The organism is Streptomyces sp. TAA040, from assembly GCF_000424845.1.
On the sequence record NZ_AUKR01000002.1, the window covers coordinates 299,807 to 323,506 of the forward strand.

Annotated in this window: 23 protein-coding genes; 3 read left to right on the plus strand and 20 right to left on the minus strand. The window is 70.9% G+C overall.

Features of this window, described 5'->3' with window-relative positions; genetic code table 11:
• Positions 1-13: 13 nt before the first annotated feature.
• Both H300_RS0103335 and H300_RS0103340 read left to right on the plus strand, forming a co-directional pair.
• Positions 14-967, plus strand: a complete 954-nt coding sequence (locus tag H300_RS0103335) for a VanZ family protein (protein ID WP_486583521.1) — start codon at positions 14-16, stop codon at positions 965-967.
• A gap of 63 nt (positions 968-1,030) precedes the next feature.
• Positions 1,031-1,603 carry a cob(I)yrinic acid a,c-diamide adenosyltransferase gene (locus tag H300_RS0103340; RefSeq protein ID WP_028426303.1) on the plus strand — a complete coding sequence of 191 codons (573 nt, stop codon included), beginning with the start codon at positions 1,031-1,033 and terminating at the stop codon, positions 1,601-1,603.
• A 64-nt stretch (positions 1,604-1,667) separates the two neighbouring features.
• On the opposite strand, the gene H300_RS24695 is transcribed toward H300_RS0103340, so the two are convergent.
• Positions 1,668-2,552 carry an MHYT domain-containing protein gene (locus H300_RS24695; protein ID WP_078515678.1) on the minus strand — a complete coding sequence of 295 codons (885 nt, stop codon included), beginning with the start codon at positions 2,550-2,552 and terminating at the stop codon, positions 1,668-1,670.
• A 1,049-nt stretch (positions 2,553-3,601) separates the two neighbouring features.
• On the opposite strand from H300_RS24695, the gene H300_RS0103355 reads away from it, so the two are divergent.
• Positions 3,602-5,203, plus strand: a complete 1,602-nt coding sequence (locus H300_RS0103355; protein ID WP_028426305.1) for a glycosyl hydrolase family 18 protein — start codon at positions 3,602-3,604, stop codon at positions 5,201-5,203.
• 279 nt (positions 5,204-5,482) lie between these two features.
• On the opposite strand, the gene H300_RS0103360 is transcribed toward H300_RS0103355, so the two are convergent.
• The 19 genes from H300_RS0103360 to rho form a co-directional block, all read right to left on the minus strand.
• Positions 5,483-5,923, minus strand: a complete 441-nt coding sequence (locus H300_RS0103360) for a peptidoglycan-binding domain-containing protein (RefSeq protein ID WP_028426306.1) — start codon at positions 5,921-5,923, stop codon at positions 5,483-5,485.
• Positions 5,924-6,152: 229 nt separating this feature from the next.
• Positions 6,153-6,605 (minus strand): DUF2550 domain-containing protein, encoded by a 453-nt coding sequence (locus H300_RS0103365; RefSeq protein ID WP_028426307.1) that lies wholly within the window; start codon positions 6,603-6,605, stop codon positions 6,153-6,155.
• Positions 6,606-6,739: 134 nt separating this feature from the next.
• Complete coding sequence (locus H300_RS0103370) at positions 6,740-7,126, minus strand: F0F1 ATP synthase subunit epsilon (protein WP_028426308.1); 387 nt, start codon at positions 7,124-7,126, stop codon at positions 6,740-6,742.
• Positions 7,127-7,230: 104 nt separating this feature from the next.
• Complete coding sequence (gene atpD, locus H300_RS0103375) at positions 7,231-8,685, minus strand: F0F1 ATP synthase subunit beta (protein ID WP_028426309.1); 1,455 nt, start codon at positions 8,683-8,685, stop codon at positions 7,231-7,233.
• Between the two features lie 2 nt (positions 8,686-8,687).
• Complete coding sequence (locus H300_RS0103380) at positions 8,688-9,623, minus strand: F0F1 ATP synthase subunit gamma (RefSeq protein ID WP_028426310.1); 936 nt, start codon at positions 9,621-9,623, stop codon at positions 8,688-8,690.
• A 2-nt stretch (positions 9,624-9,625) separates the two neighbouring features.
• Positions 9,626-11,197, minus strand: coding sequence for a F0F1 ATP synthase subunit alpha (gene atpA / locus H300_RS0103385; RefSeq protein WP_028426311.1), 1,572 nt, complete (start codon positions 11,195-11,197; stop codon positions 9,626-9,628).
• Between the two features lie 94 nt (positions 11,198-11,291).
• Positions 11,292-12,116, minus strand: coding sequence for a F0F1 ATP synthase subunit delta (locus H300_RS0103390; protein WP_028426312.1), 825 nt, complete (start codon positions 12,114-12,116; stop codon positions 11,292-11,294).
• A complete protein-coding gene (locus H300_RS0103395) occupies positions 12,113-12,658 on the minus strand; it encodes a F0F1 ATP synthase subunit B (RefSeq protein ID WP_028426313.1) in 546 nt (181 codons plus the stop codon). The genes H300_RS0103390 and H300_RS0103395 overlap by 4 nt, the downstream gene beginning before the upstream one ends.
• Before the next feature lie 42 nt (positions 12,659-12,700).
• Complete coding sequence (gene atpE / locus H300_RS0103400) at positions 12,701-12,931, minus strand: ATP synthase F0 subunit C (RefSeq protein WP_028426314.1); 231 nt, start codon at positions 12,929-12,931, stop codon at positions 12,701-12,703.
• Between the two features lie 86 nt (positions 12,932-13,017).
• Complete coding sequence (gene atpB / locus H300_RS0103405; protein ID WP_028426315.1) at positions 13,018-13,845, minus strand: F0F1 ATP synthase subunit A; 828 nt, start codon at positions 13,843-13,845, stop codon at positions 13,018-13,020.
• Positions 13,846-14,091: 246 nt separating this feature from the next.
• A complete protein-coding gene (locus H300_RS0103410; protein ID WP_028426316.1) occupies positions 14,092-14,523 on the minus strand; it encodes a Cg1360 family ATP-synthase-associated protein in 432 nt (143 codons plus the stop codon).
• A 381-nt stretch (positions 14,524-14,904) separates the two neighbouring features.
• On the minus strand, positions 14,905-16,278 hold the full coding sequence (locus tag H300_RS24700; RefSeq protein WP_078515679.1) for an MraY family glycosyltransferase: 1,374 nt from the start codon (positions 16,276-16,278) through the stop codon (positions 14,905-14,907).
• A gap of 90 nt (positions 16,279-16,368) precedes the next feature.
• Positions 16,369-17,010: a low molecular weight phosphatase family protein gene (locus tag H300_RS0103420; protein ID WP_028426317.1), complete on the minus strand. Its 642-nt coding sequence runs from the start codon at positions 17,008-17,010 to the stop codon at positions 16,369-16,371.
• Positions 17,007-17,654: an L-threonylcarbamoyladenylate synthase gene (locus tag H300_RS0103425; protein WP_028426318.1), complete on the minus strand. Its 648-nt coding sequence runs from the start codon at positions 17,652-17,654 to the stop codon at positions 17,007-17,009. Before H300_RS0103425 ends, H300_RS0103420 begins: the two co-directional genes overlap by 4 nt.
• A complete protein-coding gene (prmC, locus tag H300_RS0103430) occupies positions 17,654-18,499 on the minus strand; it encodes a peptide chain release factor N(5)-glutamine methyltransferase (protein WP_028426319.1) in 846 nt (281 codons plus the stop codon). The genes H300_RS0103425 and prmC overlap by 1 nt, the downstream gene beginning before the upstream one ends.
• Positions 18,500-18,531: 32 nt before the next feature.
• Entirely contained in the window at positions 18,532-19,602 is a 1,071-nt protein-coding gene (gene prfA / locus H300_RS0103435) for a peptide chain release factor 1 (RefSeq protein WP_028426320.1), read from the minus strand.
• Between the two features lie 120 nt (positions 19,603-19,722).
• The gene (gene rpmE / locus H300_RS0103440) at positions 19,723-19,938 is read right to left on the minus strand and encodes a 50S ribosomal protein L31 (protein WP_028426321.1); all 216 of its coding nucleotides are present in this window, start codon (positions 19,936-19,938) and stop codon (positions 19,723-19,725) included.
• A gap of 149 nt (positions 19,939-20,087) precedes the next feature.
• Positions 20,088-21,167, minus strand: a complete 1,080-nt coding sequence (locus H300_RS24705; protein ID WP_051269386.1) for an LCP family glycopolymer transferase — start codon at positions 21,165-21,167, stop codon at positions 20,088-20,090.
• A gap of 445 nt (positions 21,168-21,612) precedes the next feature.
• On the minus strand, positions 21,613-23,631 hold the full coding sequence (gene rho, locus H300_RS0103450) for a transcription termination factor Rho (RefSeq protein WP_028426322.1): 2,019 nt from the start codon (positions 23,629-23,631) through the stop codon (positions 21,613-21,615).
• Positions 23,632-23,700: the final 69 nt, after the last annotated feature.

The window sequence follows — 23,700 nt, forward strand, 5'->3', positions numbered from 1 at the left end:
CCTGGAGCCCCGCGTGCTCGCCGACTGGTCCCGCAGGAACACAGCGAAGAGCGGTGCCGACGGTGCCGGGAAGGTGACCGGGGCGACCGCGCGCAAGCGCGACCCGGCCGGAGGAGCGGGAGGCAGATCCGGGTCGCCGCGACCGGAGAGGAAGCCGAAGGGCACCGCGCCGGCGGACAAGGGCGGCGGCGCGTCGGCGGACCGGGGCACCCGGCAGTCCTCCGGGGAACCGCAGTCGCGATCCGTCCGGGACCGGCTCCGGCACCTGGGCCGCTCGCCCGGCCCCTCCGAGGACGGGACGAGCGCGATGCCGGGGGGCGGAGTCTCCCGTGCGGGGTCCGGCAAGGGCGGCGGCCACACGGCGGGCAGGGCGGGGACCGCGGGCAAGGGCGGGGCTTCCGGGAAGGGCAGGGGCAAGGCGGCGGAACCGGCGACGGAGGGCGCCGCCGCCCCGTGTCGCCACGGACCCCCCACCGCGGTCCGGGTGCTGGTGACGGCGCTGGCCTTCGTCGGCATGGTCGCCTTCGCCGTGGTGCTGTCCCGGCTCACGCTGGACCCCTCCCCCGCGTCGGAGGAGCTGACCCACAACAACACCGACCCCGGTTCGTCGATCACCCACTACCTGAGCAGGCCGGTGTTCCTGGACACGGTCAAACAGATCGGCGGGAACGTGGTGCTCGGAGTGCCCTTCGGCATCCTGCTGCCCGCGATGGTACCGCGCGCCCGCGGCCTGCTGCGGGTGACGGTACTGACGGCCGGTGTGGTGCTGCTCGTCGAACTCGTGCAGGGGGCGCTGATCGTCGGCCGCGCCTTCGACGTGGACGACATCATCCTCAACACCTCCGGCGCGGTGATCGGCTACCTCCTCATCGGCCGGTGCCTCGGCCGGGCCCTGCATCCGCCGCGTCGGCACTGGTGGCAGCGGAAGCCGCGCCCCGAACCGGCCGACGACGCCTCCGCGGCATGAGCGTCCCGCGCCGAGCGACCGCGCGGCCGCGCGCGTCGGGAGGCGGCCCGTAGGCTCGGGGACATGGTGAACCTGACGCGCATCTACACCCGCACCGGCGACTTTGGAACCACTGCCCTGGGCGACATGAGCCGTACGGCCAAGACCGACTCCCGGATCTCCGCGTACGCCGACGCCAACGAGGCGAACGCGGCCATCGGCGTGGCGCTGGCGCTCGGCGACCTCGGCGAGGAGATCGGCAAGGTGCTGTTGCGCGTGCAGAACGACCTGTTCGACGTGGGCGCGGACCTCGCCACTCCTGTGGTGGAGAACCCGGAGTTCCCGCCGCTGCGCGTCGAGCAGAGCTACGTCGACAAGCTGGAGGCGGACTGCGACCGCTTCAACGAGCGGCTGGAGAAGCTCCGCAGCTTCATCCTCCCCGGCGGGACTGCCGGAGCCGCCCAGCTGCACCAGGCCTGCACGGTCGTGCGCCGGGCGGAGAGGTCCACCTGGGCCGCCATGGAGGAGCACGGCGCGCTGATGAACCCGCTCACCGCCACCTACCTCAACCGCCTCTCCGACCTGCTGTTCATCCTCGCGCGCAGCGCGAACAAGGAGGTCGGCGACGTGCTCTGGGTGCCGGGCGGCGAACGCTGACCATCGCTGCCGACCCTCGGGGGCCCGCAGCGGGGGGAGGGCCGCCACCGGCCGGACGGTCCCCTCAGCGGTGGGTGCCGGTGGAGCCCGCCCAGGGGTCCTCGCGGCCGGAGGCCTGGGCCGGGATCCGCCCGCTCCTCGGGGGAGCATCGTCGAACGCGCCGCGACCGGAGGCGGCGGGGCGCGACCGGCCGTCGTTCCAGCCCTCCTCGCCCGACACCAGCAGCGGGTCGAACATCACGACCACACAGGCGAGGACGAGGAACACCAGCGGCCCGATGAGCATCGGGAAGAGGACGGACGTCGACGCACCACCGGCGGTGGGAGCGTGGTGGGAACCGGCCCCCTGCACCTGGACGCTGATGGCGGCCATGCCCGTGTAGTGCATACCGGTCACCGCGATGCCCATCACCACGCTCGCGCCGAGGCTCGGCAGCAGCCCGTGCACCGAAACGGCCGCCCAGAGCGCGGCGGTGGCGGCCACCACGGCGATGGCGATCGACACCCCGACGATGACGGTGTCGTACTCCATCCGTCCGTGCAGCCGCATCCCGGCCATGCCGATGTAGTGCATGGCCGCGACCCCGAGGCCGGTGAGGGTGCCCGCGGTCAGCAGCGTGAGACGGTTCGCTCCCCGGTAACCCACCATGAACACGCCGACGCCGACCATGACGATGGCGACGACCAGGCTCAGCAGGGTGAGCGGGATGTCGTAGCTGATCGGGGCTTCCTCGACCTGGAAGCCGTACATGGCGATGAAGTGCATCGTCCAGATCCCCGAGCCTATGGCCGCGGCCCCCAGGGCCAGCCAGCCGAACTTCCGGGTGTCCCCGGTGCGCAGCGACCGCGTGGTGCAGCGGAGGCCGAGCGCACTGCCGAGGCAGGCCATCAGGAACGCCGCCACCGGCGTGAACGCACCGTAGTTGAAGCCGTCAATGGTGCCTTGCATGAGCGAGCGCCCCCTGTTCCGGCCCGTCCCGCGGACCTCGATTACTGGATACCGACCGTGTACAACCACAGCGTTTTGGCCAAATTACACCGGTCCTGCCACTGCGAAAAGGCTCAAGAGGGGGCCTGAGGCGAAATCGATACCGTCCCGGTGGCTGAATTCACACCATCAGCACTCCGTAGTCATCCGATTGCGGCCCCGCACCCGTGCGCCGTACACCCATCAGCGCCGCGCGCGCCCGCTTCGTCACAGCACAGCCCCGCCTCGCACGTCCGGTGCCGCCCTGGGGCGCGTGCCCGCGCCGACCGGAACGGACGACACGGACGCGGCGTCCCCGGTCAGCAGCCGGGCAGGCGGTCGAGTCGGCCCCCTTGATCGCCACCAGCGGCGAAGCCATCCAGTCGCCGGCCGCGGTGGCGCAGCGGTCGACCATGCGGGCGAACCCGGTGCGGAGTCCGGGCGGGCCGACGACCTCGACGCCGGTGGCGAAGAAGGCCGCACCGGCCGCCAGGGCGGTCCACGACCAGGACCGGGTGACGCGGTGGTGCGGCTCGACCCGCCGCGGCGGGGTCCCGGTGCCGGGACCGGCTCCGGGACCGGCTCCGGCGACCGCCGGCCCGGGCCGGGGGTCCGGGCGCTGGGCGAGGTGGTGGCCGCGGCGCTCGTGCCGGTGGTTCAGTTGCCGCCGCGGGGGGGTGGCGGCAGCGGGCGGGTGTCCGCCACCTGCCGCTCGCGTCCCGACTGGGACGGGAGTGCGCTCCGCCGTCGGGCGGCCCGCGCGGCTGGCGCGGTCTCTCGACCGGCACAGCACCCGCCGGGACGCCGATGCTCCCCCGAGCGGGTACCGCGCTTATTCACGGACAAGTGGTCCAGACCTATTGACCATTGGTCCAGACCTCCATACGCTCACATCTCACTGCGGCGATCGTGTCATGTACAGGCAGGCACGGTCAGGGCGGCGCAGGTACCCCCCGAACAATCCGGACACCGAGCCGGACACAGCTCGAGGAGCGCCCTTGAGAACGACACGCACGACCGCCAGACGCACGATGCGCGGGGCCCTCGGGGCCGCCGCCGCACTGCTGCTCCCCCTCGGCGGCCTGGTGGCCGTCGCCTCACCGGCACAGGCAGCCGAAGAGGCGACGGCCACCTTCACCAAGACGTCCAACTGGGGCTCCGGCTTCGGCGGCAAGTGGACGATCGAGAACACCGGCGACACCACGATCGACGGCTGGGAGCTGGAGTGGGACTTCCCCTCCGGCACGTCCGTCGGCTCGTCCTGGGACGCCGAAGTCACCAGCAGCGGCGACCACTACGAGGCCGTGAACCTGGCCTGGAACGGCACCCTCGCGCCGGGCGCCACCGCCAGCTTCGGCTTCAACGGCAGCGGTTCCGGCGAACCGAGCGGCTGCACCCTCAACGGTGCCGCCTGCGACGGCTCCGGCGACCCCGGCGGGGAGGACCCCGACCCCGAGGAGCCGGACCCGGAGGAGCCCGACCCCGAGGAGCCGGGTCCCGACCCGGAGCCGCCGGGCGAGTACGTCAACCTCGGCTACTTCACCGAGTGGGGCGTCTACGGCCGCGACTTCCACGTCAAGGACCTGGTGACGAACGGCTCGGCGGAGAAGCTGACTCACATCAACTACTCCTTCGGCAACGTCCAGGGTGGCGAGTGCAAGCTCGACGACTCCTACGCGGCGACCGACAAGGCGTACAGCGCGGCCGAGAGCGTGGACGGCGAGGCCGACACCTGGGACCAGCCGCTGCGCGGCAACTTCAACCAGCTCCTGAAGCTCAAGGAGATGTACCCGCACATCGAGATCCTCTGGTCCTTCGGCGGCTGGACGTACTCCGGCGGCTTCGGTGAGGCCGTGCAGAACGCCGACGCGTTCGCGCAGTCCTGCCACGACCTGGTGTACGACCCGCGCTGGGAGGGTGTCTTCGACGGCATCGACCTGGACTGGGAGTACCCCAACGCCTGCGGTGCGAGCTGCGACGAGAGCGGCCCCGCCGCCTTCGAGAAGATGATGCGCGCGATGCGCCAGCAGTTCGGTGACGATCAGCTCGTCACCGCCGCCATCACCGCCGACGCCTCCGACGGCGGCAAGATCGACGCCACCGACTACGCCGGCGCGGCAGAGTACAGCGACTGGTACAACGTCATGACGTACGACTTCTTCGGCGCCTTCAACGCGCAGGGCCCCACCGCCCCGCACTCGGCGCTGACCTCGTACGACGGCATCCCGCAGGACGGCTTCAACTCGGACGCCGCGATCCAGAAGCTCAAGGCGCAGGGCGTTCCGGCGCAGAAGCTGCTGCTGGGCATCGGCTTCTACGGCCGCGGCTGGACCGGCGTCAGCCAGAGCGAGCCGGGCGGCTCCGCGACGGGCGGCGCCCCGGGGACCTACGAGACGGGCATTGAGGACTACAAGGTCCTCAAGAACACCTGCCCGGTCACCGGCACCCTCGCCGGCACCGCCTACGCCCACTGCGGCAACGACTGGTGGAGCTACGACACCCCGCAGACGATCCTCGGCAAGATGGACTACGCCAAGGAGCAGGGACTCGGCGGCGCCTTCTTCTGGGAGACCAGTGGGGACACCTCGGACGGTGAACTGATCAGCGCCATCGACGACGGGCTCAACGGCTGACGGCCGAAGCCCCCACGGACGCCCCCCAACCGGGGAGGCAGCACCGCCCGCTGCCTCCCCGGGTCCGTTCTCCGCCCCCGGCTCCCCGGCTCACCCCCGGGGGCCCGGGGGCGGTCCACTCCCCCGCACGCCCGGGCGAGGACGACGACCACCCCGGCCCCCGACTCGCCCGCTCGGGCTGCACCGGCAGCGCCCGTCCGCGCACGGAAGGCGCACGGAAGGCACACGGACGGGCGACCGCGGGGCGCGACCGGCCCCCGCAGCGGGACCGGTCCGGGACTAGAGCTGGTTGGCGAAGTACTTGAACGCCGCTTGGGTCCCCGGTCCGGCGATGCCGTCGATCGGGCCCGTGTAGAACGACTTGACCAGCAGACGCTGGAGCGCCTTGATCGTGTTGGGGCCGACGATGCCGTCGATCGCCCCCTCGTAGCCCCAGTACCCCTGGAGGTAGCGCTGCATCGCCTTCCAGCTGTGGGTGCCGAGCCGGCCGTCGATCGCGCCGGTGTAGCCGTAGTACGTCCGCAGCCACCCCTGGAGCGCCCTGGCCTCCGCACTGGTCAGGCCGAGATTGACCACCGCGAGCGCGGCGGCGGACTCGGCGCTCGCCGACGGCTGCGGGGACGGCGCGGACGCGGCGGAGCTGCCGGCCGCTGCCAGGCTTCCTCCGGCGAGGGCGGCGGCGGTGGTGACACTGACGAGGACTCTCGTCGAGGCGCGCATGGGTTTCCCTTCCGATGACCGGAGCCGACCGCACCGGCCGGCTCGCCACCAGACTGCGGCCCCTCGGCACCCGTCGGCCACCGTCGCCGCCGAGGTGAGGGGCACCCGGGACGTCCCACTTCCTGACCTGCGGGGACACCGTCCGCCGCGGGGGCGTGGTGGGACGTCCGAGACGGGAGGGACATCCTGCCGCGGGCGCGGCGGATCCCGCCGCCACACGGCCGCGGGGTCAGGCGACGTTGACGCGCTGGCCGGGGGGTGCGGCCTCCAGCCAGGCCAGGAAACCGGTCAGGGCGTCCTCGCTCATGGCCAGCTCGACGCGGGTGCCGCGGTGCCGACAGGCGAGGACGACGGCGTCGGAGAGCAGCGCCAGCTCCTCCTCGCCACGCGGGTCGCGGCGCTCCAGCACCTCGATGGCGTCGCGCGCGAGCGTGCGGCGCGGACGCGGTGCGTAGGAGAAGACACGGAACCAGTCGATGCGGTCGCCGTTGTAGCGGGCCACCCCGTAGCTCCAGCCCTTGCCCTTGGGGTCGGCCGTCTCCTCCTCGGGGACGTCCCGGCGCAGGCTGCAGTCGAAGGTCCCGCCGGAGCGCTGGATCAGCCGCCGGCGGAGGCCGAAGACGAACAGCGCCAGCAGGACCAGCAGCAGGAACAGTCCGCACAGCAGCAGAGCGAGGACCATCTCTCACCGACCTCCTCGCTCAATCCCGCGTGCCGCGCACAGGCGCGGACCGCACCAATGATGCCGTCAGCCGCGGACCGTCCCGGAGCTGTGCTCCGGGGCCGTCCGCGGCTGATTCTCGTTTCCGGGCGCGATCAGCGGGCGCCCGCCGCCGCGGCCCGCAGACGCACGTCGGCGCGGCGCTCGGCGGCGGTGTCCGCCTCCGTCTGCGCCGACTCCAGCGCGCGCTCCGCCCGCTGGACGTCGATCTCGTAGCTCAGCTCCGCGATCTCCGCCAGCAGCGAGAGCTTGTTGTCCGCGAACGAGATGAATCCGCCGTGCACCGCGGCGATGACGGTGCCGTCGCCGCTCTCACCGGTCGTCCGGATGGTGACCGGCCCGGACTTCAGCACGCCGAGCAGCGGCTGGTGGCCGGGCATGACGCCGATCTCACCCGAAGAGGTGCGCGCGACGACCAGGCCGGCCTCGCCCGACCAGACCTTGCGGTCGGCGGCGACCAACTCGACGTGCAGCTCAGCCACAGTGGCTCCTCATTGCTGGGGTTGCTGGGGTTTTCACAGGATAAGGGGTACGGCCGGTGAGGGACGGGTCGCCCCGCCCCTCACCCGTCGTACGGGGTTCCGCGTCAGGAGACGCCGAGGTCCTTGGCATTGGCCTTGAGGTCCTCGATGCCACCGCACATGAAGAACGCCTGCTCCGGGAAGTGGTCGTACTCGCCGTCCGCGATCGCGTTGAAGGCCGCGATCGACTCGTCCAGCGGGACGTCCGATCCGTCGAGACCGGTGAACTGCTTCGCCGCGTGGGTGTTCTGCGACAGGAAGCGCTCGATCCGGCGGGCGCGGTGGACGGTGAGCTTGTCCTCCTCGCCCAGCTCGTCGATGCCGAGAATGGCGATGATGTCCTGGAGGTCCTTGTACTTCTGCAGGATCCCCTTGACGCGCGAGGCGCAGTCGTAGTGCTCCTGCGAGATGTACCGGGGGTCCAGAATCCGGGACGTCGAGTCCAGCGGGTCCACCGCCGGGTAGATGCCCTTCTCGGAGATCGGCCGGGACAGCACCGTGGTGGCGTCCAGGTGGGCGAAGGTGGTCGCCGGGGCCGGGTCGGTCAGGTCGTCCGCGGGAACGTAGATCGCCTGCATGGAGGTGATCGAGTGGCCGCGGGTCGAGGTGATGCGCTCTTGGAGCACACCCATCTCGTCGGCCAGGTTCGGCTGGTAGCCCACCGCGGAGGGCATCCGGCCGAGCAGCGTGGAGACCTCGGAACCGGCCTGGGTGAAGCGGAAGATGTTGTCGATGAAGAACAGCACGTCCTGCTTCTGCACATCGCGGAAGTACTCCGCCATGGTCAGACCGGCCAGCGCGACGCGGAGGCGGGTCCCCGGCGGCTCGTCCATCTGGCCGAAGACCAGTGCGGTCTGCGGCAGCACACCGGACTCGGCCATCTCGGCGATGAGGTCGTTGCCCTCACGGGTGCGCTCGCCGACGCCGGCGAACACCGAGACGCCCTCGTGCAGCTTCGCCACACGCATGATCATTTCCTGGATGAGGACCGTCTTGCCGACGCCCGCACCACCGAACAGACCGATCTTGCCGCCCTTGACGTACGGGGTCAGCAGGTCGACGACCTTCAGGCCGGTCTCGAACATCTCGGTCTTGGACTCGAGCTGGTCGAAGGCCGGGGCCTTGCGGTGGATCGGCCAGCGCTCGGTGACCTCGGACTCGGCCTCCGGCTCGTTCAGGATCTTGCCGAGGGTGTTGAACACCCGGCCCTTGGTGACGTCGCCGACGGGCACCGTGATGCCGTTGCCGGTGTCGGTCACCGCGGCCTGGCGGACCAGGCCGTCGGTGGGCTCCATGGCGATGGCGCGCACGACGCCCTCGCCGAGGTGCTGCGCCACCTCAAGGGTCAGCGTCTTGGTCCTGCCCTCCTCCGAGGGGTCCAGGACCTCGGTGGTCAGGGCGTTGTAGATGTCGGGCATGGCGTCGACGGGGAACTCCACGTCGACGACCGGGCCGATGACCCGTGCTACGCGGCCGGTGGCCACGCCGGGCACGGAGGCCGTCTCAACAGCGGTGGTCATAGTTATCGGTCACTCCCCGCAGACGCGTCGGCCAGCGCACTGGCACCACCGACGATCTCGCTGATTTCCTGGGTGATGTCGGCCTGACGGGCCGCGTTGGCAAGCCGCGTGAGCGACTTGATGAGGTCTTCGGCGTTGTCGGTCGCCGACTTCATCGCCCGGCGGCGGGCCGCGTGCTCGGAAGCGGCGGCCTGGAGCAGAGCGTTGTAGATCCGGCTCTCGACGTACCGCGGAAGCAGTGCGTCGAGCACCTCCTCCGCCGACGGCTCGAAGTCGTAGAGCGGCTGGATGCGGTCACCGGCGGGCGCCTGGCCCTGCTCCACCGCCCCCTCGGCGTTCTCGTCGAGGGAGAGCGGCAGCATCCGGCGACCCACCGGGGTCTGCGTCATCATCGAGACGAACTCGGTGAAGACGATGTGCAGCTCGTCCACGCCGCCCTCGGCGGTGTCCCGCTGAACGGCCTCGATGAGCGGTGCGGCCACCTGCTTGGCGTCCGCGTAGCTCGGGCTGTCCGTGAAACCGGTCCAGGACCCGCTGACCTTGCGCTCGCGGAAGGTGTAGTACGCCACGCCCTTGCGGCCGATGACGTACGTGTCGACCTCCTTGCCGGCTTCCGCCAGCTCCGCCGTCAGCTGCTCGACGGCCTTGATGGCGTTGCTGGAGTACCCGCCGGCCAGCCCGCGGTCGCTCGTGACGAGCAGGACCGCGGCCCGCTGCGGGCTCTCCACCTCGGTCGTCAGGGTGTGCTTGACCGAGGCGCCCTGCGCCACGGCGGTCACCGCACGGGTGAGCTCCTCGGCGTACGGAGTGGAGGCCGCCACCCTGCGCTGCGCCTTGACGATGCGCGAGGCGGCGATCATCTCCATCGCCTTGGTGATCTTCTTGGTCGCAGTGACGGACTTGATCCGCCGCTTGTAGACCCGGATCTGGGCACCCATGCTCAGCCCTCGCCCAGCAGCTTGCCGTCCGAGGTCTCGAACTGCTGCTTGAAGCTCTTGACGACCTCGCCCAGCTTCTGGAGGGTGTCGTCCGACATCTTGGCGCCGTCGCGGATCGAGGTCATCAGATCCTGGTGCTCACGGTGCGTGAAGTCCAGGAGCTCGCGCTCGAAGCGGCGTACGTCCGGAACCGGGACCTCGTCCATCAGGCCGTTGCTGCCGGCCCAGATGGAGACGACCTGGTCCTCGGTGGGGAACGGGGCGTACTGCGACTGCTTGAGCAGCTCGACCATGCGCTGGCCGCGCTCCAGGGACGCCTTCGAGGTGGCGTCCAGGTCCGAACCGAAGGCCGCGAAGGACTCCAGCTCACGGAACTGGGCCAGGTCCACCCGGAGCCGGCCGGAGACCTGCTTCATAGCCTTGTGCTGGGCGGAGCCGCCGACCCGGGAGACCGAGATACCGACGTTCAGCGCCGGCCGCTGGCCCGCGTTGAACAGGTCGGACTCCAGGAAGCACTGGCCGTCGGTGATGGAGATGACGTTGGTCGGAATGAACGCCGAGACGTCGTTGGCCTTCGTCTCGACGATCGGCAGACCGGTCATCGACCCGGCACCGAGCTCGTCCGACAGCTTGGCGCAGCGCTCCAGCAGCCGGGAGTGCAGGTAGAAGACGTCGCCCGGGTAGGCCTCGCGGCCCGGCGGACGGCGCAGCAGCAGGGAGACGGCGCGGTAGGCGTCGGCCTGCTTGGACAGGTCGTCGAAGATGATGAGGACGTGCTTGCCCTCGTACATCCAGTGCTGGCCGATGGCCGAACCGGTGTAGGGCGCGAGGTACTTGAAGCCCGCCGGGTCGGACGCCGGAGCCGCCACGATGGTGGTGTAATCCAGCGCGCCCGCCTCCTCCAGCGCACCGCGCACGGACGCGATGGTGGAGCCCTTCTGGCCGACGGCGACGTAGATGCAGCGCACCTGCTTGTTCACGTCACCGGAGCGCCAGTTATCGCGCTGGTTGATGATGGTGTCGACCGCGAGGGCGGTCTTGCCGGTCTGCCGGTCGCCGATGATCAGCTGACGCTGGCCGCGGCCGACCGGGGTCATGGTGTCGACGGCCTTGTAGCCGGTCTCCATCGGCTCGTGGACCGACTTGCGGTCCATCACCGTGGGGGCCTGCAGCTCAAGGGCGCGACGGCCTTCGGTCGCGATCTCGCCGAGGCCGTCGATCGGGTTGCCCAGCGGGTCGACGACGCGGCCGAGGTAGCCCTCTCCGACCGCGACGGAGAGCACCTCGCCGGTGCGCTGCACCGGCTGGCCCTCCTCGATGCCGCTGAACTCGCCGAGGACGACGGCGCCGATCTCCCGCTCCTCGAGGTTGAGGGCGAGGCCGAGGGTGCCGTCCTCGAACTTCAGCAGTTCGTTCGCCATGGCCGAGGGGAGTCCCTCGACCTTCGCGATGCCGTCGCCGGCAACGCTGACCGTCCCGACCTCTTCGCGCGAGGCCGCGTCCGGCGTGTACGACTGGACAAAGTTCTCCAGCGCATCCCGGATCTCATCCGGCCGGATCGTGAGCTCCGCCATCTGGGTTCCCTGCTCTCCTTGTTGGGCCCGTACGTATCTGCTACGGCCCAACTCGGGCCGCTGTGTACTGCTTGTTGAGTTGGTGTGGCCGATGTCAGCCGGCCATCCGCCGCTCGACCTCGTCCAGCCGGTCGCCGACGGTTCCGTTGATCACTTCGTCGCCGACCCGCACCGAGATCCCGCCGAGGACCGCGGGGTCCACGTCGAGGTTGAGGTGCACCCGACGGCCGTAGAGACGGGCCAGGGCGTCGCCGAGGCGCTCCCGCTGGCCGTCGCTGAGCGGCACCGCGGAGGTGACGACGGCGACCGAACGGTTCCGGCGCTCCGCGGCGAGCTTGGAGAGGGACTCCAGCCCGCCCTCCAGGCTACGGCCCCGCGGCTGGACCACGAGCCGGCCGAGCAGTCGCTCGGTCGCGGGCCGGGCCCTGCCGCCGAGCAGCTGGTGGACCAGGCCGCCCTGCGCACTCTTGAACGCGGCTTCGCTGTTCTTCCCGCTGAGTGCGGCACGCAACTCGGTCGAGGAGGCGACGATCCGGCCGAACCGGAAGATCTCGTCCTCGACGTCGTCCAGCGCGCCCGCCCGCTCCGCGGCGATCAGGTCGGCGAGGTCGGCGAGCTGCTCGATCGCGTCGACCAGGTCGCGGGACCGGGACCAGCGGGGACGGACCATACCGGCCACCAGGTCGGCGGTCTCGCCGCTCACCTGGTCGCTCAGCAGACGCCCCGCCAGCTCGGCCTTGCGCTCGCCGGCCTGCGCCGGGTCGGTGAGGACCCGGCGCAGCGACACCTCACGGTCGAGAAGCGCGGTGACGGCGGCCAGCTCGTCGGCGAGCTTCGCCGCGTCGACGGACGTGTTGTCCGTCAGCGCTTCGAGTCGCTCCCGGGCGGCGGCCAGTGCCTCGCGGCTCGCTCCGTTCATCGGGCGGCCTCGGTGTTCGCCGCGGAGTCCTCGAGCTCGTCGAGGAACCGGTCGATCACCCGGCTCTGGCGGGCGTGGTCCTCAAGGGACTCGCCCACGAGCCGGCCGGCCAGCTCGGTGGCCAGCTTGCCGACGTCCTGGCGCAGAGCCAGCGACGCCTGCTTGCGGTCGGCCTCGATCTGGGTGTGACCGGCAGCGATGATCTCCTCACGCTGCCGCTGACCCTCCGTGCGCATCTCGGCGATGAGCGCGGCGCCCTGCTCCTGCGCCTCCTGGCGCAGACGCGCGGCCTCGTGGCGGGCGTCCTTGAGCTGCTCGCGGTACTCCTCGAGCGTCTGCTGCGCCTCGGCCTGCGTGGCCTCGGCCTTCTCGATACCTCCCTCGATCTTCTCGTGCCGCTCGTCCAGCGTCTTGTTGATGGACGGGAGGAGCTTCTTGGAGAAGACGAAGAAGATGATGCCGAAGCAGAGCAGGCCGATGACGACCTCGGGCCAGACCGGGAGCAGCGGGTTCTGCGGCTCCTCTGCTGCCAGGTACATCATGGTGGACCTTTCGTGGAATGAAGAACCGGTCAGGTCGGCAGATCAGTCGGTGAGGATGAACGGTACGACGAAGCCGATCAGCGCCAGCGCCTCGACGACCGCGAAGCCGAGAAGCATGTTCTGGCGGATGAGGCCGGAGGCCTCGGGCTGACGGGCGATCGCCTGCACACCGTTGCCGAAGATGTAACCGACGCCGATACCGGGGCCGATCGCGGCCAGACCGTAACCGAGGGTGCCGATGTTGCCCGTAACGGCGGCAAGGGTCTCAGACATGGATCCGTAGTTCCTTCTCTTGGTGGGCCGGTGGAGGTTGGTCCACCGGACGTCTGGGGAGGTGAGGGAGTTGTGGCTCGGGGCTCTCAGTGCGCTTCTTCGAGCGCCTGGGAGAGGTAGGTGGCGGTCAGCACCGTGAACACGTACGCCTGGAGCGCCTGGATGAACATCTCGAAGACGGTGATCACCAGGGTGAGCACGAAGGACGCGCTGGCGTAGACGGTGCCGAGCAGCGTACCGAGCATGTACCAGGTCGCGATCGTGAAGATCAGGATCAGCACGTGGCCGGCGAACATGTTCGCGAACAGCCGGACGGCCAGGGTGAAGGGCCGCACGAAGATGTTCGAGACGAACTCGATCGGGGTCAGGATCAGGTAGATCGGCTTGGGCAGGCCCGACGGTACGCAGAGGTTGCGGATGCCGCCGACGAAGCCGTTGGTCCGGAAGGTCACCGTCATGTAGGTGACCCAGACCACCAGCGCGAGGCCCGCCGGGTACGCGATCACCGAGTTGACCGGGAACTGGGCCACCGGAATCAGGGCCCACAGGTTCAACATCCAGACGAAGAAGAACAGCGAGACCAGCAGCGGTACGAACGGCTCGCCCTTCTTGCCCATCACCTCGCGGGCGACACCCCGGCGGATGAAGTCGTACAGGGCCTCGCCGACCATCTGCACCTTGCCGGGGACGACCTTCGGCTTCGAGAACGCGACCCAGAAGAAGCTCATGATCGCGACGGTGCCGATGATCGCGAGCAGCATCGGCTTGTTGAACTCGATCGGGCCGACGGTGAAGATCGGGTCGAAGATGAACGACCACACGCTCGGGGCTTCGAAGCCGCACCCCTTGAACAGGTGGCAGTCGGTCTCGAAGGCGAGCAACTGGTCACTACTCACCGCGAGCTCCTTCGGTATGACGCATAGGTACGGCTACCTCGATGTGTCGGCGTGGCTCAGACCACGGAGCGGCACTGGACTGGGTATCGCGGGAGAACAAGGGCAGCCGGCGCGGCAGGCCGCCCTGAACGGAGAAGGGGAACACGCCACGCTGTCCCGCACAGCGCACGCTCCATTGCTCGCCACACTCTCGGCGTCGGACGATAGCAGTCCGGCGGGAGTGCTCTCTTTCCGCCCCTGCCTCGGGGACGGCGACCGGCCGCGTCATGTTCCCGGCTCTGCGGCGGAGGGGTCCTTCGCCTGCTGGGGGTCGACGTACAGGGTCTTGGCCCGGACGTTCGCCCACGACTGCGCGGCCAGCCAGGTGATGATGCAGACGAGCATGGTGAGCCCGAAGACGAGCCCGTCCATGAAAGTGGCGTCGCGGAAGACGCGGAGCAGGATCAGCATGACCAGTACCTGCGTCGTGTACACGAGCAGGCCCGCTCCGAGCAGCAGCTCCGGCCACTTCTCGCCGATCTTGCTCAGCCCGTAGAGGCCGGTCGCGAAGAAGGCGACCACGAGCACCGTGCCGAGCGCCGCACCGAGGGCACCCTCGGCACCGGCGGTCACCGCGCCGACAGCGACACCGGCGAAGCCGACGCAGGCTGTGGGAACCGCGGCGCCGCGGAGAATCCGGGCGTCGTTCGACTGCATGATGGGTGCTCCAGCACAGGGGGCGTAAGGGTCGGACGGAAAACGTGGCTGAGCCTAATCCCCGGCCGCGTTGACCACGCCGGGCGGGGACCGTCGCTCCACGATCCGCCGACTCCCTCGCCGGTTCTCGTGAACGGTATCACAAACTATTTGATGAGGTCTTTACCTCGTTTGTGTGGTCGCGATCACACTGACGGGCTAATGACGATGGGCCGAATTGACCAGTCCCCGCAAGTGGTTGCGCCCTCGGAGCCGATCCGGGGCCGCCGCTCCGAACGGCGCCCGGGGGACGTGCGCGAGCCCGTCGGACGCCCCAGAGGGCCGGGGCCGCGCCCCGCGGCGCGTGCCTCCTCCGACGCTGCGGCGGCCTCGCGCCGCAGCTCAGGAACGGCTGTCCACCCGCCGCTCACCGACGTGACCCGCCGCCCCTGCGGACGAGGCCTCCGCCCGGCCCGGGCGCGCACCCTCCGCATCGTCGGAGCGCCGGTCGCCGGCCGCACCGACCCCCTTCTCCAGCGCCGTCGCGCCGTTGAGCCCCGCCGCCCGCGCGGCCCTGGTGTCCTCGGCGGCGGGCACCTCGTCGCTCTTGTGCCGCCGGTAGCGCGGCGGCACGAAGCGCTCCGCCCAGCGGGGAGCCCGCGGGGTGAAGCGCGGCAGCAGCAGCACCACCAGGCCGACCGCGCTGAGCAGCACGATGATCAGCACGATCACCAGGCTCGCGGACTGCACGGAGAAGGCCACCGCACCGAAGGCCAGCAGCGCCGACCAGAAGTACATGATCAGCACGGCCCGGCTGTGAGAGTGCCCGATCTCCAGCAGCCGGTGGTGCAGGTGCCCGCGGTCGGCGGCGAACGGCGACTGGCCGTTCCAGGTGCGGCGCACGATCGCCAGCACCAGGTCGGCCATCGGCACCGCCAGGATGGTCAGCGGCAGCAGCAGCGGCATGTACACCGGCACCATCGCCTTGACCGCGGACTTCTCGGAGCCGCTGAACAGCTTCATGGCGTCCGGGTCCACCTGCCCGGTGACGGAGACCGCGCAGGCCGCCAGGACGAGGCCGATGAGCATCGACCCGGAGTCGCCCATGAAGATCCGCGCAGGGTGCATGTTGTGCGGCAGGAAGCCCAGGCACATCCCCATCAGGACGGCGGCGAACAGGGTGGCCGGGGCGGCCGCCTCGATGCCGTAGCTGTACCAGATGCGGTAGGTGTACATGAAGAACGCGGTGGCGGCGAGGCAGACCATGCCGGCCGCGAGGCCGTCCAGACCGTCCACGAAGTTCACCGCGTTGATGGTGACGACGACGAGCGCGACGGTCAGCAGCGTGCCCTGGAGCGGGGTCACGGCGACCATGCCGACGGTCGGGATCGGCAGCCACAGGATGGTCAGGCCCTGCCAGACCATGATGCCCGCGGCGATCATCTGGCCGCCGAGCTTCACCAGGGCGTCCACCCCCCACTTGTCGTCCAGCACGCCCAGCAGCCAGATGATCCCGGCACCGGCCAGCAGCGCCCTGGGCTGGTCGGAGAGGGTGAACACGTCGCCGATGTTGGTGAGCTGCGAGGCCGCCAGGAGGCCGGCGCACAGCCCGCCGAACAGAGCGATGCCGCCCAGCCGGGGCGTGGGTTCGCGGTGCACGTCCCTGGCCCGGATCTGCGGCATCGCACCGGCCGCGATGGCGAACTTCCGCACCGGTCCGGTCAGCAGGTAGGTGACCGCTGCTGCGACGCAGAGCGTCAACAGGTACTCACGCACGGTATCCCCAGGGGTCTGTCAGGCGGCTGTGGCGCACATGGGCAGGACACCGGCGCACGCGCGCGGACCGCTGGGCCGGTTCGGGCCAGCCTACGCCGGTGCGGGTACCCCGGTGAGCGCGGTCACCACCGGGTCGAGCGCCAGGCTGATCTCCTCGCCCACGCTGCGGAAGTACGTGACGGGCGCGCCGTACGGGTCGTAGACCTCGTCGGCGTCCGGGCTCGGCGCCAGCAGCCAGCCCCGCAGTGCCGCGGCCGCCTGCACCAGCGCGCGGGCGCGCTCGGCCACCCCGCCCGCGGACTCGGGGGCCGGAAGGGTCGCGGGGTCTATCGCCCGCACCAGCCGGGTGAACTCCTTGAGGGTGAAGGTGCGCAGGCCGGCGGAGTGGCCCATCGAGATGACCTGTGCCCGGTGGTCGCGGGTGGCGGTGAGCACCAGATCGGCCCGGATGACGTGCTCGTCGAGCAGTTCGCGGCCGGTGAAGCCGGCCGGGTCGGCGCCGTAGTCGGCCAGCACCGTCGCCGCGTGCTCCTCCATCGGAGCGCCCTCGTGCCCCCAGGTGCCGGCGCTCTCGACGAACAGGCCGCCGCCGAGCGCGTCCCCCAACCGGACCGCCAGGGCATGGCGGGTCAGCCGCTCGGTGATCGGCGAGCGGCAGACGTTGCCGGTGGAGACGTGGAGAATCCGGAAGGCCCCGGGAGCCGGTATGCCACGCCCTTCGGGCGTGGTCAACTGGCCTCCCTCAAGCCCGGTACCACCGTGCGCAGTTCCTCGATCCCGATGGCGCCCGCCCGCAGCAGGACGGGGACCTCGGAGGTGACGTCGACGATCGAGGAGGGAACGGCGTCCGGAGTGGCACCGCCGTCGAGGTACACCGCGACCGAGTCGCCGAGCATGCCCTGCGCGCTGTCGCAGGTCTGCGGGGCGGAGTGGCCGGTGAGGTTGGCGGAGGAGACGGCCATCGGGCCCACCTCGGTGAGGAGTTCGATCGCGACCGGGTGCAGCGGCATCCGCACCGCCACCGTGCCGCGGGTCTCGCCCAGGTCCCAGGTGAGGGAGGGCTGGTGCCGGGCGACCAGGGTCAGGGCGCCGGGCCAGAAGGCGTCCACCAGCTCCCAGGCATCCTCGGAGAAGTCCGTCAGCAGCCCGTGCAGGGTGTTGGGCGAACCGACCAGCACCGGCGAGGGCATCCCCCGGCCGCGCCCCTTGGCCTCCAGCAGGTCGCCCACGGCCTCCGTGCTGAACGCGTCTGCTCCCACGCCGTACACGGTGTCGGTCGGCAGGACGACGAGCTCGCCCCGCCGTACGGCTGAGGCGGCCTCACGCAGGCCGGTCCTGCGGTCGTCTGCTTCGGTGCAGTCGTAGCGCCGTGCCATTACGGCACCTCCCTGCGGGCTGTGGCGAATCGGGGGCGGTTGTTCAGGTCGGGGTGGTCGGCCGCGTCGGACCACCCGCGGTCCTCCGCGAATATCCAGGGCACCTGCCCGCCCTGGGTGTCGGCGTGCTCGACGACGACGACCCCGCCGGGGCGCAGCAGCCGGTGGGCGGTGCGCTCCAGACCGCGGATGAAGTCCAGACCGTCCTCGCCGGAGAAGAGCGCGAGCTCCGGGTCGTGGTCGCGGGCCTCCGGAGCGACATACTCCCACTCGGTCAGCGGAATGTACGGCGGATTGGAGATGACCAGGTCCACCTGGCCGTCGAGTTCGGGGAACGCCGTCAGCGCGTCGCCGCGGACCAGCCGCACCCGGGACCCCTCGGTGTTCTTCCGCGCCCAGCGCCAGGCCGGCTCGTCCAGCTCGACCGCGTGCACCCGGGCCCGCGGGACCTCCTGTGCCAGCGCCAGCGCGATCGCGCCCGATCCGGTGCACAGGTCGACGATGAGCGGCTCCGCGACGTCCATCGCCCGCACCGCGTCTATGGCCCAGCCGACCACGGACTCCGTCTCCGGGCGGGGGACGAAGACGCCCTTGCCGACCTGGAGTTCCAGGTAGCGGAAGAAGGCGCGCCCGGTGATGTGCTGGAGCGGCTCGCGCGCCTCGCGGCGTGCGACGGCCTCCCAGTACCGGGCGTCGAACTCGGAGTCGGCGACGCGGTGCAGTTCGCCGCGCTTGACGTCGTGGACGTAGGACGCGAGTTCCTCGGCGTCGAAGCGCGGGGAGGGAACCCCCGCGTCGGCCAGCCGCTGGGTGGCCTGCGCCACCTCGGCCAGAAGCACGTTCATGGTCTTGTTCTCACCCGTCCCCTGTCAGCGGCTCAGCCGGCCGCGGCCAGCTTGGCGGCGGAGTCGGCGTCGACGCACGCCTGGATGACCGGGTCCAGTTCGCCGTCGAGCACCTGGTCCAGGTTGTACGCCTTGAACCCGACCCGATGGTCGGAGATCCGGTTCTCCGGGAAGTTGTAGGTGCGCACCCGCTCGGACCGGTCCACGGTGCGGACCTGGCTGCGGCGGGCGTCGGACGCCTCGCGGTCGGCCTCCTCGTGGGCGGCGGCCAGCAGCCGGGCGCGCAGGATGCGCAGCGCCTGCTCCTTGTTCTGGAGCTGGCTCTTCTCGTTCTGGCAGGAGACGACGATGCCGGTCGGCAGGTGCGTGATGCGGACCGCGGAGTCGGTGGTGTTGACCGACTGCCCGCCCGGTCCGGAGGAGCGGTAGACATCGATCCGCAAATCGTTCGCGTTGATCTCGACGTCGACCTCCTCGGCCTCCGGCAGCACCAGCACGCCCGCTGCCGAGGTGTGGATACGGCCCTGCGACTCGGTGGCGGGCACCCGCTGCACCCGGTGCACACCGCCCTCGTACTTCAGTCGGGCCCAGACGCCCATGCCGGGCTCCTGGCGCCCCTTCGTCTTCACCGCGACCTGGACGTCCTTGTAGCCGCCCAGGTCGGAGGCGGTGGACTCGATGACCTCGGACCTCCACCCCTGGCGCTCCGCGTACCGCAGGTACATCCGCAGCAGGTCGCCGGCGAAGAGGGCCGACTCGTCGCCGCCCTCGCCCGCCTTGATCTCCAGGATGACGTCCTTGTCGTCGCTGGGGTCCCTCGGCACGAGGAGCAGCCGGAGCTGTTCGGTGAGCACCTCGTGCCGGGCCTCCAGCTGCTTGACCTCGGCGATGAAGTCCGTGTCGTCGACCGAGAACTCGCGTGCGGCGGTGATGTCGTCGGCGTTCTGCCGCCACGCGCGGTACGCGGCGAGGATCGGGGTCAGCTCGGCGTAGCGCTTGTTCAGCGCCCGGGCACGCGACTGGTCGGCGTGCACCGCGGGGTCGGCGAGCTGCTTCTCGAGGTCGGCGTGCTCGCCGATCAGTTCCTCGACCGCCTCGAACATCGTCGGTTTTCCTCACTGATGATGAAGGAGCCCGGCCGGAGGGTCCACGGCCGGGGACGACAAAACGCCGGTCCCGTACCGCCTTCGCCTGGCGGTCGGGAACCGGCGCTCCTCGGGTCGCTACTTCGTCCCGGCCTTCTTGCCGAAGCGGGCCTCGAAGCGGGCCACGCGGCCACCGGTGTCGAGGATCTTCTGCTTGCCGGTGTAGAAGGGGTGGCACTCGGAGCACACATCGGCGCGGATCGAGCCGTCGATGGTGCTGCGCGTGGTGAACGAGGCTCCGCAGGTGCAGCTCACCTGGGTCTCGGTGTACTCGGGGTGGATGTCGCGCTTCACGGTGTCTCCTAGGTTCGGGAGGGTGCCGGGTCGTCCCACCTGCTGGTGCGACGTGAACCGGGACCGACGGACCAGTCTGCCACTTCTGGCTCCACCTCCCCAAACCGGGGTGCGGGTCGTGGTATTCCCCGCGCTCCCGCCGGAAGGCGTCAGCGCAGCAGGTCCGGGTCGTCCGTCCGGTCGGCGGCCGTGCCCTCGGTGGCCGAGGCGGGGACCGGGCGGTCCGCCCGGAGGGCGCGCCAGACCTGGGCGGTCTGCTCCGGCAACGGAAGCACCCGGTTGGGGTCCGCCGGATCGTAGGACACCGGGAGGGTCACCAGGTTGACGTCGCCCGAGGCGACGCGCTTCAGCGACTGCGCCAGGGCGGCCAGTCTGCGCACGGAGGCCAGTTCCGAGTCGGTGGTGAGGGCGGAGGTGGCGGTGTCGGCGAGAGCGAAGAGTCCCCCCGGGTCGCTGAGCACGCCGATGTCCCCGGCCCGGTCGATCAGGGCGCGTACGAACTCCTGCTGGAGCTGTATCCGGCCCAGGTCGCTGCCGTCGCCGAGGCTCTTGCGGGTGCGGACCAGCCCGAGGGCCTGCTCGCCGTCCAGGGTGTGGGTGCCGGCGGGCAGGTCGAGGCGGCTTCCGGCATCCGTGATCGCCCGGCTGGTGGTGACCTCGACACCGCCGAGGCCGTCGACCAGTTCCTCGAAGCCGGTGAAGTCCACCTCGACGTAGTGGTCCATCCGGATGCCGGACATCGTCTCGACCGTCTTCACCGCGCAGGCCGGGCCGCCGAGCGCGTACGACTCGTTGAACATGGCGCGGGCGGCGGGCCGGGTGGTGCCGCCTCCGGGGACGGCACACGCGGGGCGCTGCACCAGGGTGTCGCGCGGGATCGAGACCACGTCCGCCCGTCGGCGGTCCGCGTCGAGGTGGAAGATCATGGCGGTGTCCGAGCGGGCGGAGCCGTCGTCCTCGCCGTACCGGGCGTTGTCGCCCTGACGGGAGTCGGAACCGAGCACCAGGATGTCCAGCGAGCCGCCGGGGGCGTCCTCAGGACGGTCGGTGCCGAGCATGGCGTTGATGTCGACGCCGGAGAGGTTGCCGTCGAGGCGGACGTAGGCGTACCCCGTGCCGACGAGGCCCACGAGGAGCACTCCGGCCACGGCCCAGGAGGCGGCCCACAGGAGCCGGCGGCGCAGCGGCGCCCGCCCCGGGACGGGCGCGCCGCTGGTGTCCTCGCTCATCGCTGGTCCTGCGCTCCGTTCCTCCGCCGCGGGGCGCTCCCCACGGCATGCGGCACTTCCGCCGGGAAGAGACGTTTTGCCCCCATCTCTCCGGTATGACGCCCCGAACGACGGAAAAGTTCCACGCGCGGTCACCGGTGCGGTCGGGCCCGGCTGTCCCGCCGGGGGTCGTACTCCCAGTTGGAGGCTCCCACCTGCGAGTATGCCGCAGTCCCGGACTCGCCGCCCGGAGACGGGCCGGCGACGTCCGGTGAGCGGGCCCCGGAGGCGCCCGGGAGATCCCGCCCCGTGAGATGCCGCCCCGGGAGTCTCCGCGTCCCCACGGCCGGGAGCGCCGACCGGGAGCGCCACCGGCCGCTACGGCGACGGCCGCCCCACCCGTGGAGGGTGAGGCGGCCGTCGGTGTGCCGGTCGGGCGCGGGGAAAACCCCCGCGCGGTGCCGGGTCAGTCCCCGCTGTTGCCGGGGGACGGGGTGTTCTTCTGGATCTGCATCAGGAACTCGGCGTTCGACTTGGTCTGCTTCATCTTGTCCAGCAGCAGCTCGATGGCCTGCTGCTGGTCCAGGGCGTGCAGCACCCGGCGCAGCTTCCAGGTGATGGCCAGCTCGTCGTTGCCCATCAGGATCTCCTCCTTGCGGGTGCCGGACGCGTCCACGTCCACCGCCGGGAAGATGCGTTTGTCGGAGAGCTTCCGGTCGAGCTTGAGCTCCATGTTGCCGGTGCCCTTGAACTCCTCGAAGATGACCTCGTCCATCCGGGAGCCCGTCTCCACCATCGCGGTGGCCACGATGGTCAGCGAGCCGCCGTCCTCGATGTTCCGCGCCGCGCCGAAGAACTTCTTCGGCGGGTAGAGCGCGGTGGAGTCCACACCACCGGACAGGATGCGCCCGGAGGCCGGGGCCGCGAGGTTGTACGCGCGGCCCAGACGGGTGATGGAGTCGAGCAGCAGCACGACGTCGTGGCCCAGCTCCACCAGCCGCTTGGCCCGCTCGATGGCGAGCTCGGCGACCGTGGTGTGGTCCTCGGCGGGGCGGTCGAAGGTCGAGGAGATGACCTCGCCCTTCACCGACCGCTGCATGTCGGTGACCTCTTCCGGCCGCTCGTCGACCAGGACGACCATCAGGTGGCACTCGGGGTTGTTCTGGGTGACCGCGTTGGCGATCGCCTGCATGATCATGGTCTTGCCGGTCTTCGGCGGCGCCACGATCAGCCCCCGCTGCCCCTTGCCGATCGGCGCGACCAGGTCGATGATCCGGGTGGTCAGCACCCCCGGGTCGGTCTCCAGACGGAGTCTGTCCTGCGGGTACAGCGGCGTCAGCTTGGTGAAGTCCGGGCGGCCGCGGCCGGTTTCCGTGCCGTTGACGGAGTCCATGCGCACCAGTGCGTTGAACTTCTCGCGACGCTCGCCCTCCTTGGGCTGCCGCACGGCGCCGGTGACGTGGTCGCCCTTGCGCAGGCCGTTCTTGCGGACCTGGGCGAGCGAGACGTACACGTCGTTCGGGCCCGGGAGATAGCCGGAGGTGCGCACAAAGGCGTAGTTGTCGAGGATGTCGAGAATCCCTGCGACAGGGATCAGCACGTCGTCGTCGGAGACCTGCGGCTCGGCGGCGAAGTCCTCGCGTCCGCGGCGGCCCCTCCGGTCCCGGTACCGGCCGCGGCGCCCGCGGCGCCCGTCGGGACCGTTGCCGAAGTCGTCATCGTCGTTGCGGGACGGGCGACCGCCCTGGCCGCCGCCCTGCTGCTGGTTCTGGTTCTGGTTCTGGTTGCCGCCGCCGTCGCCGCCCTTGCGGCGGTCGCGCTGGCGGTCGCGCTTGTTCTGGCGGTCCTGGTTGTTCTGCTGGTTCTGGTTGCCGCCCTTGCCGCCGCCGTCGCCGCCGCGGTTGTCCCCGCCGCGCGCGTCGGCGTTCCGGCCGTCGCCGCCGCGGTTGTCGCGGTCGCTCCCGCGGGTGTCGCCCTCACCGGCGGAACCGGTGGTGTCCGAGGCCTGCGGCGCGTCGCCGTTGTCCCGGTCGCCGCGCTTGGCACGACGGCCCGCGGGCTGCTCCTCGTTCACCGGCTGACCGGGGATGTCGATCTGCTGCTGGGAGCCGGGCTGCTCGGACTGCGCGGCCTCGGCCGAGTCGCCCGTTCGGGCCTTGGAGGTGGCGCGGCGCTTGGGCTTGGTCTCAGCCGCCGGCTCGTCCGAGGCGGCGGGCGCGGCCGCGGCAGCGCTCTGGCCGCCGGCCCCGGCCTGCTTCTCCTTGATGACGTCGATGAGCTGGCTCTTTCGCATCCGTGCGGTGCCCCTGATACCGAGGCCGGAAGCGACCTGCTGGAGCTCGGCCAGGACCATGCCCTCAAGGCCGGTACCGGAGCGGCGCCGACGGCCGGCGGTCGTGGAGCCGGCGCCCGAGGCAGGCGTGGCGGAGGCGTCCTTGGCAGGCGCGTCGGCGTTCACGCCCATCAGATCGGTGGTGTCGCTCACGAAGGGTCCTTCCCTGGAGCGGACGTCGGCCTGTCTGGCTCGGCGACCGGTTGTGCTGTCCGGCGGCGG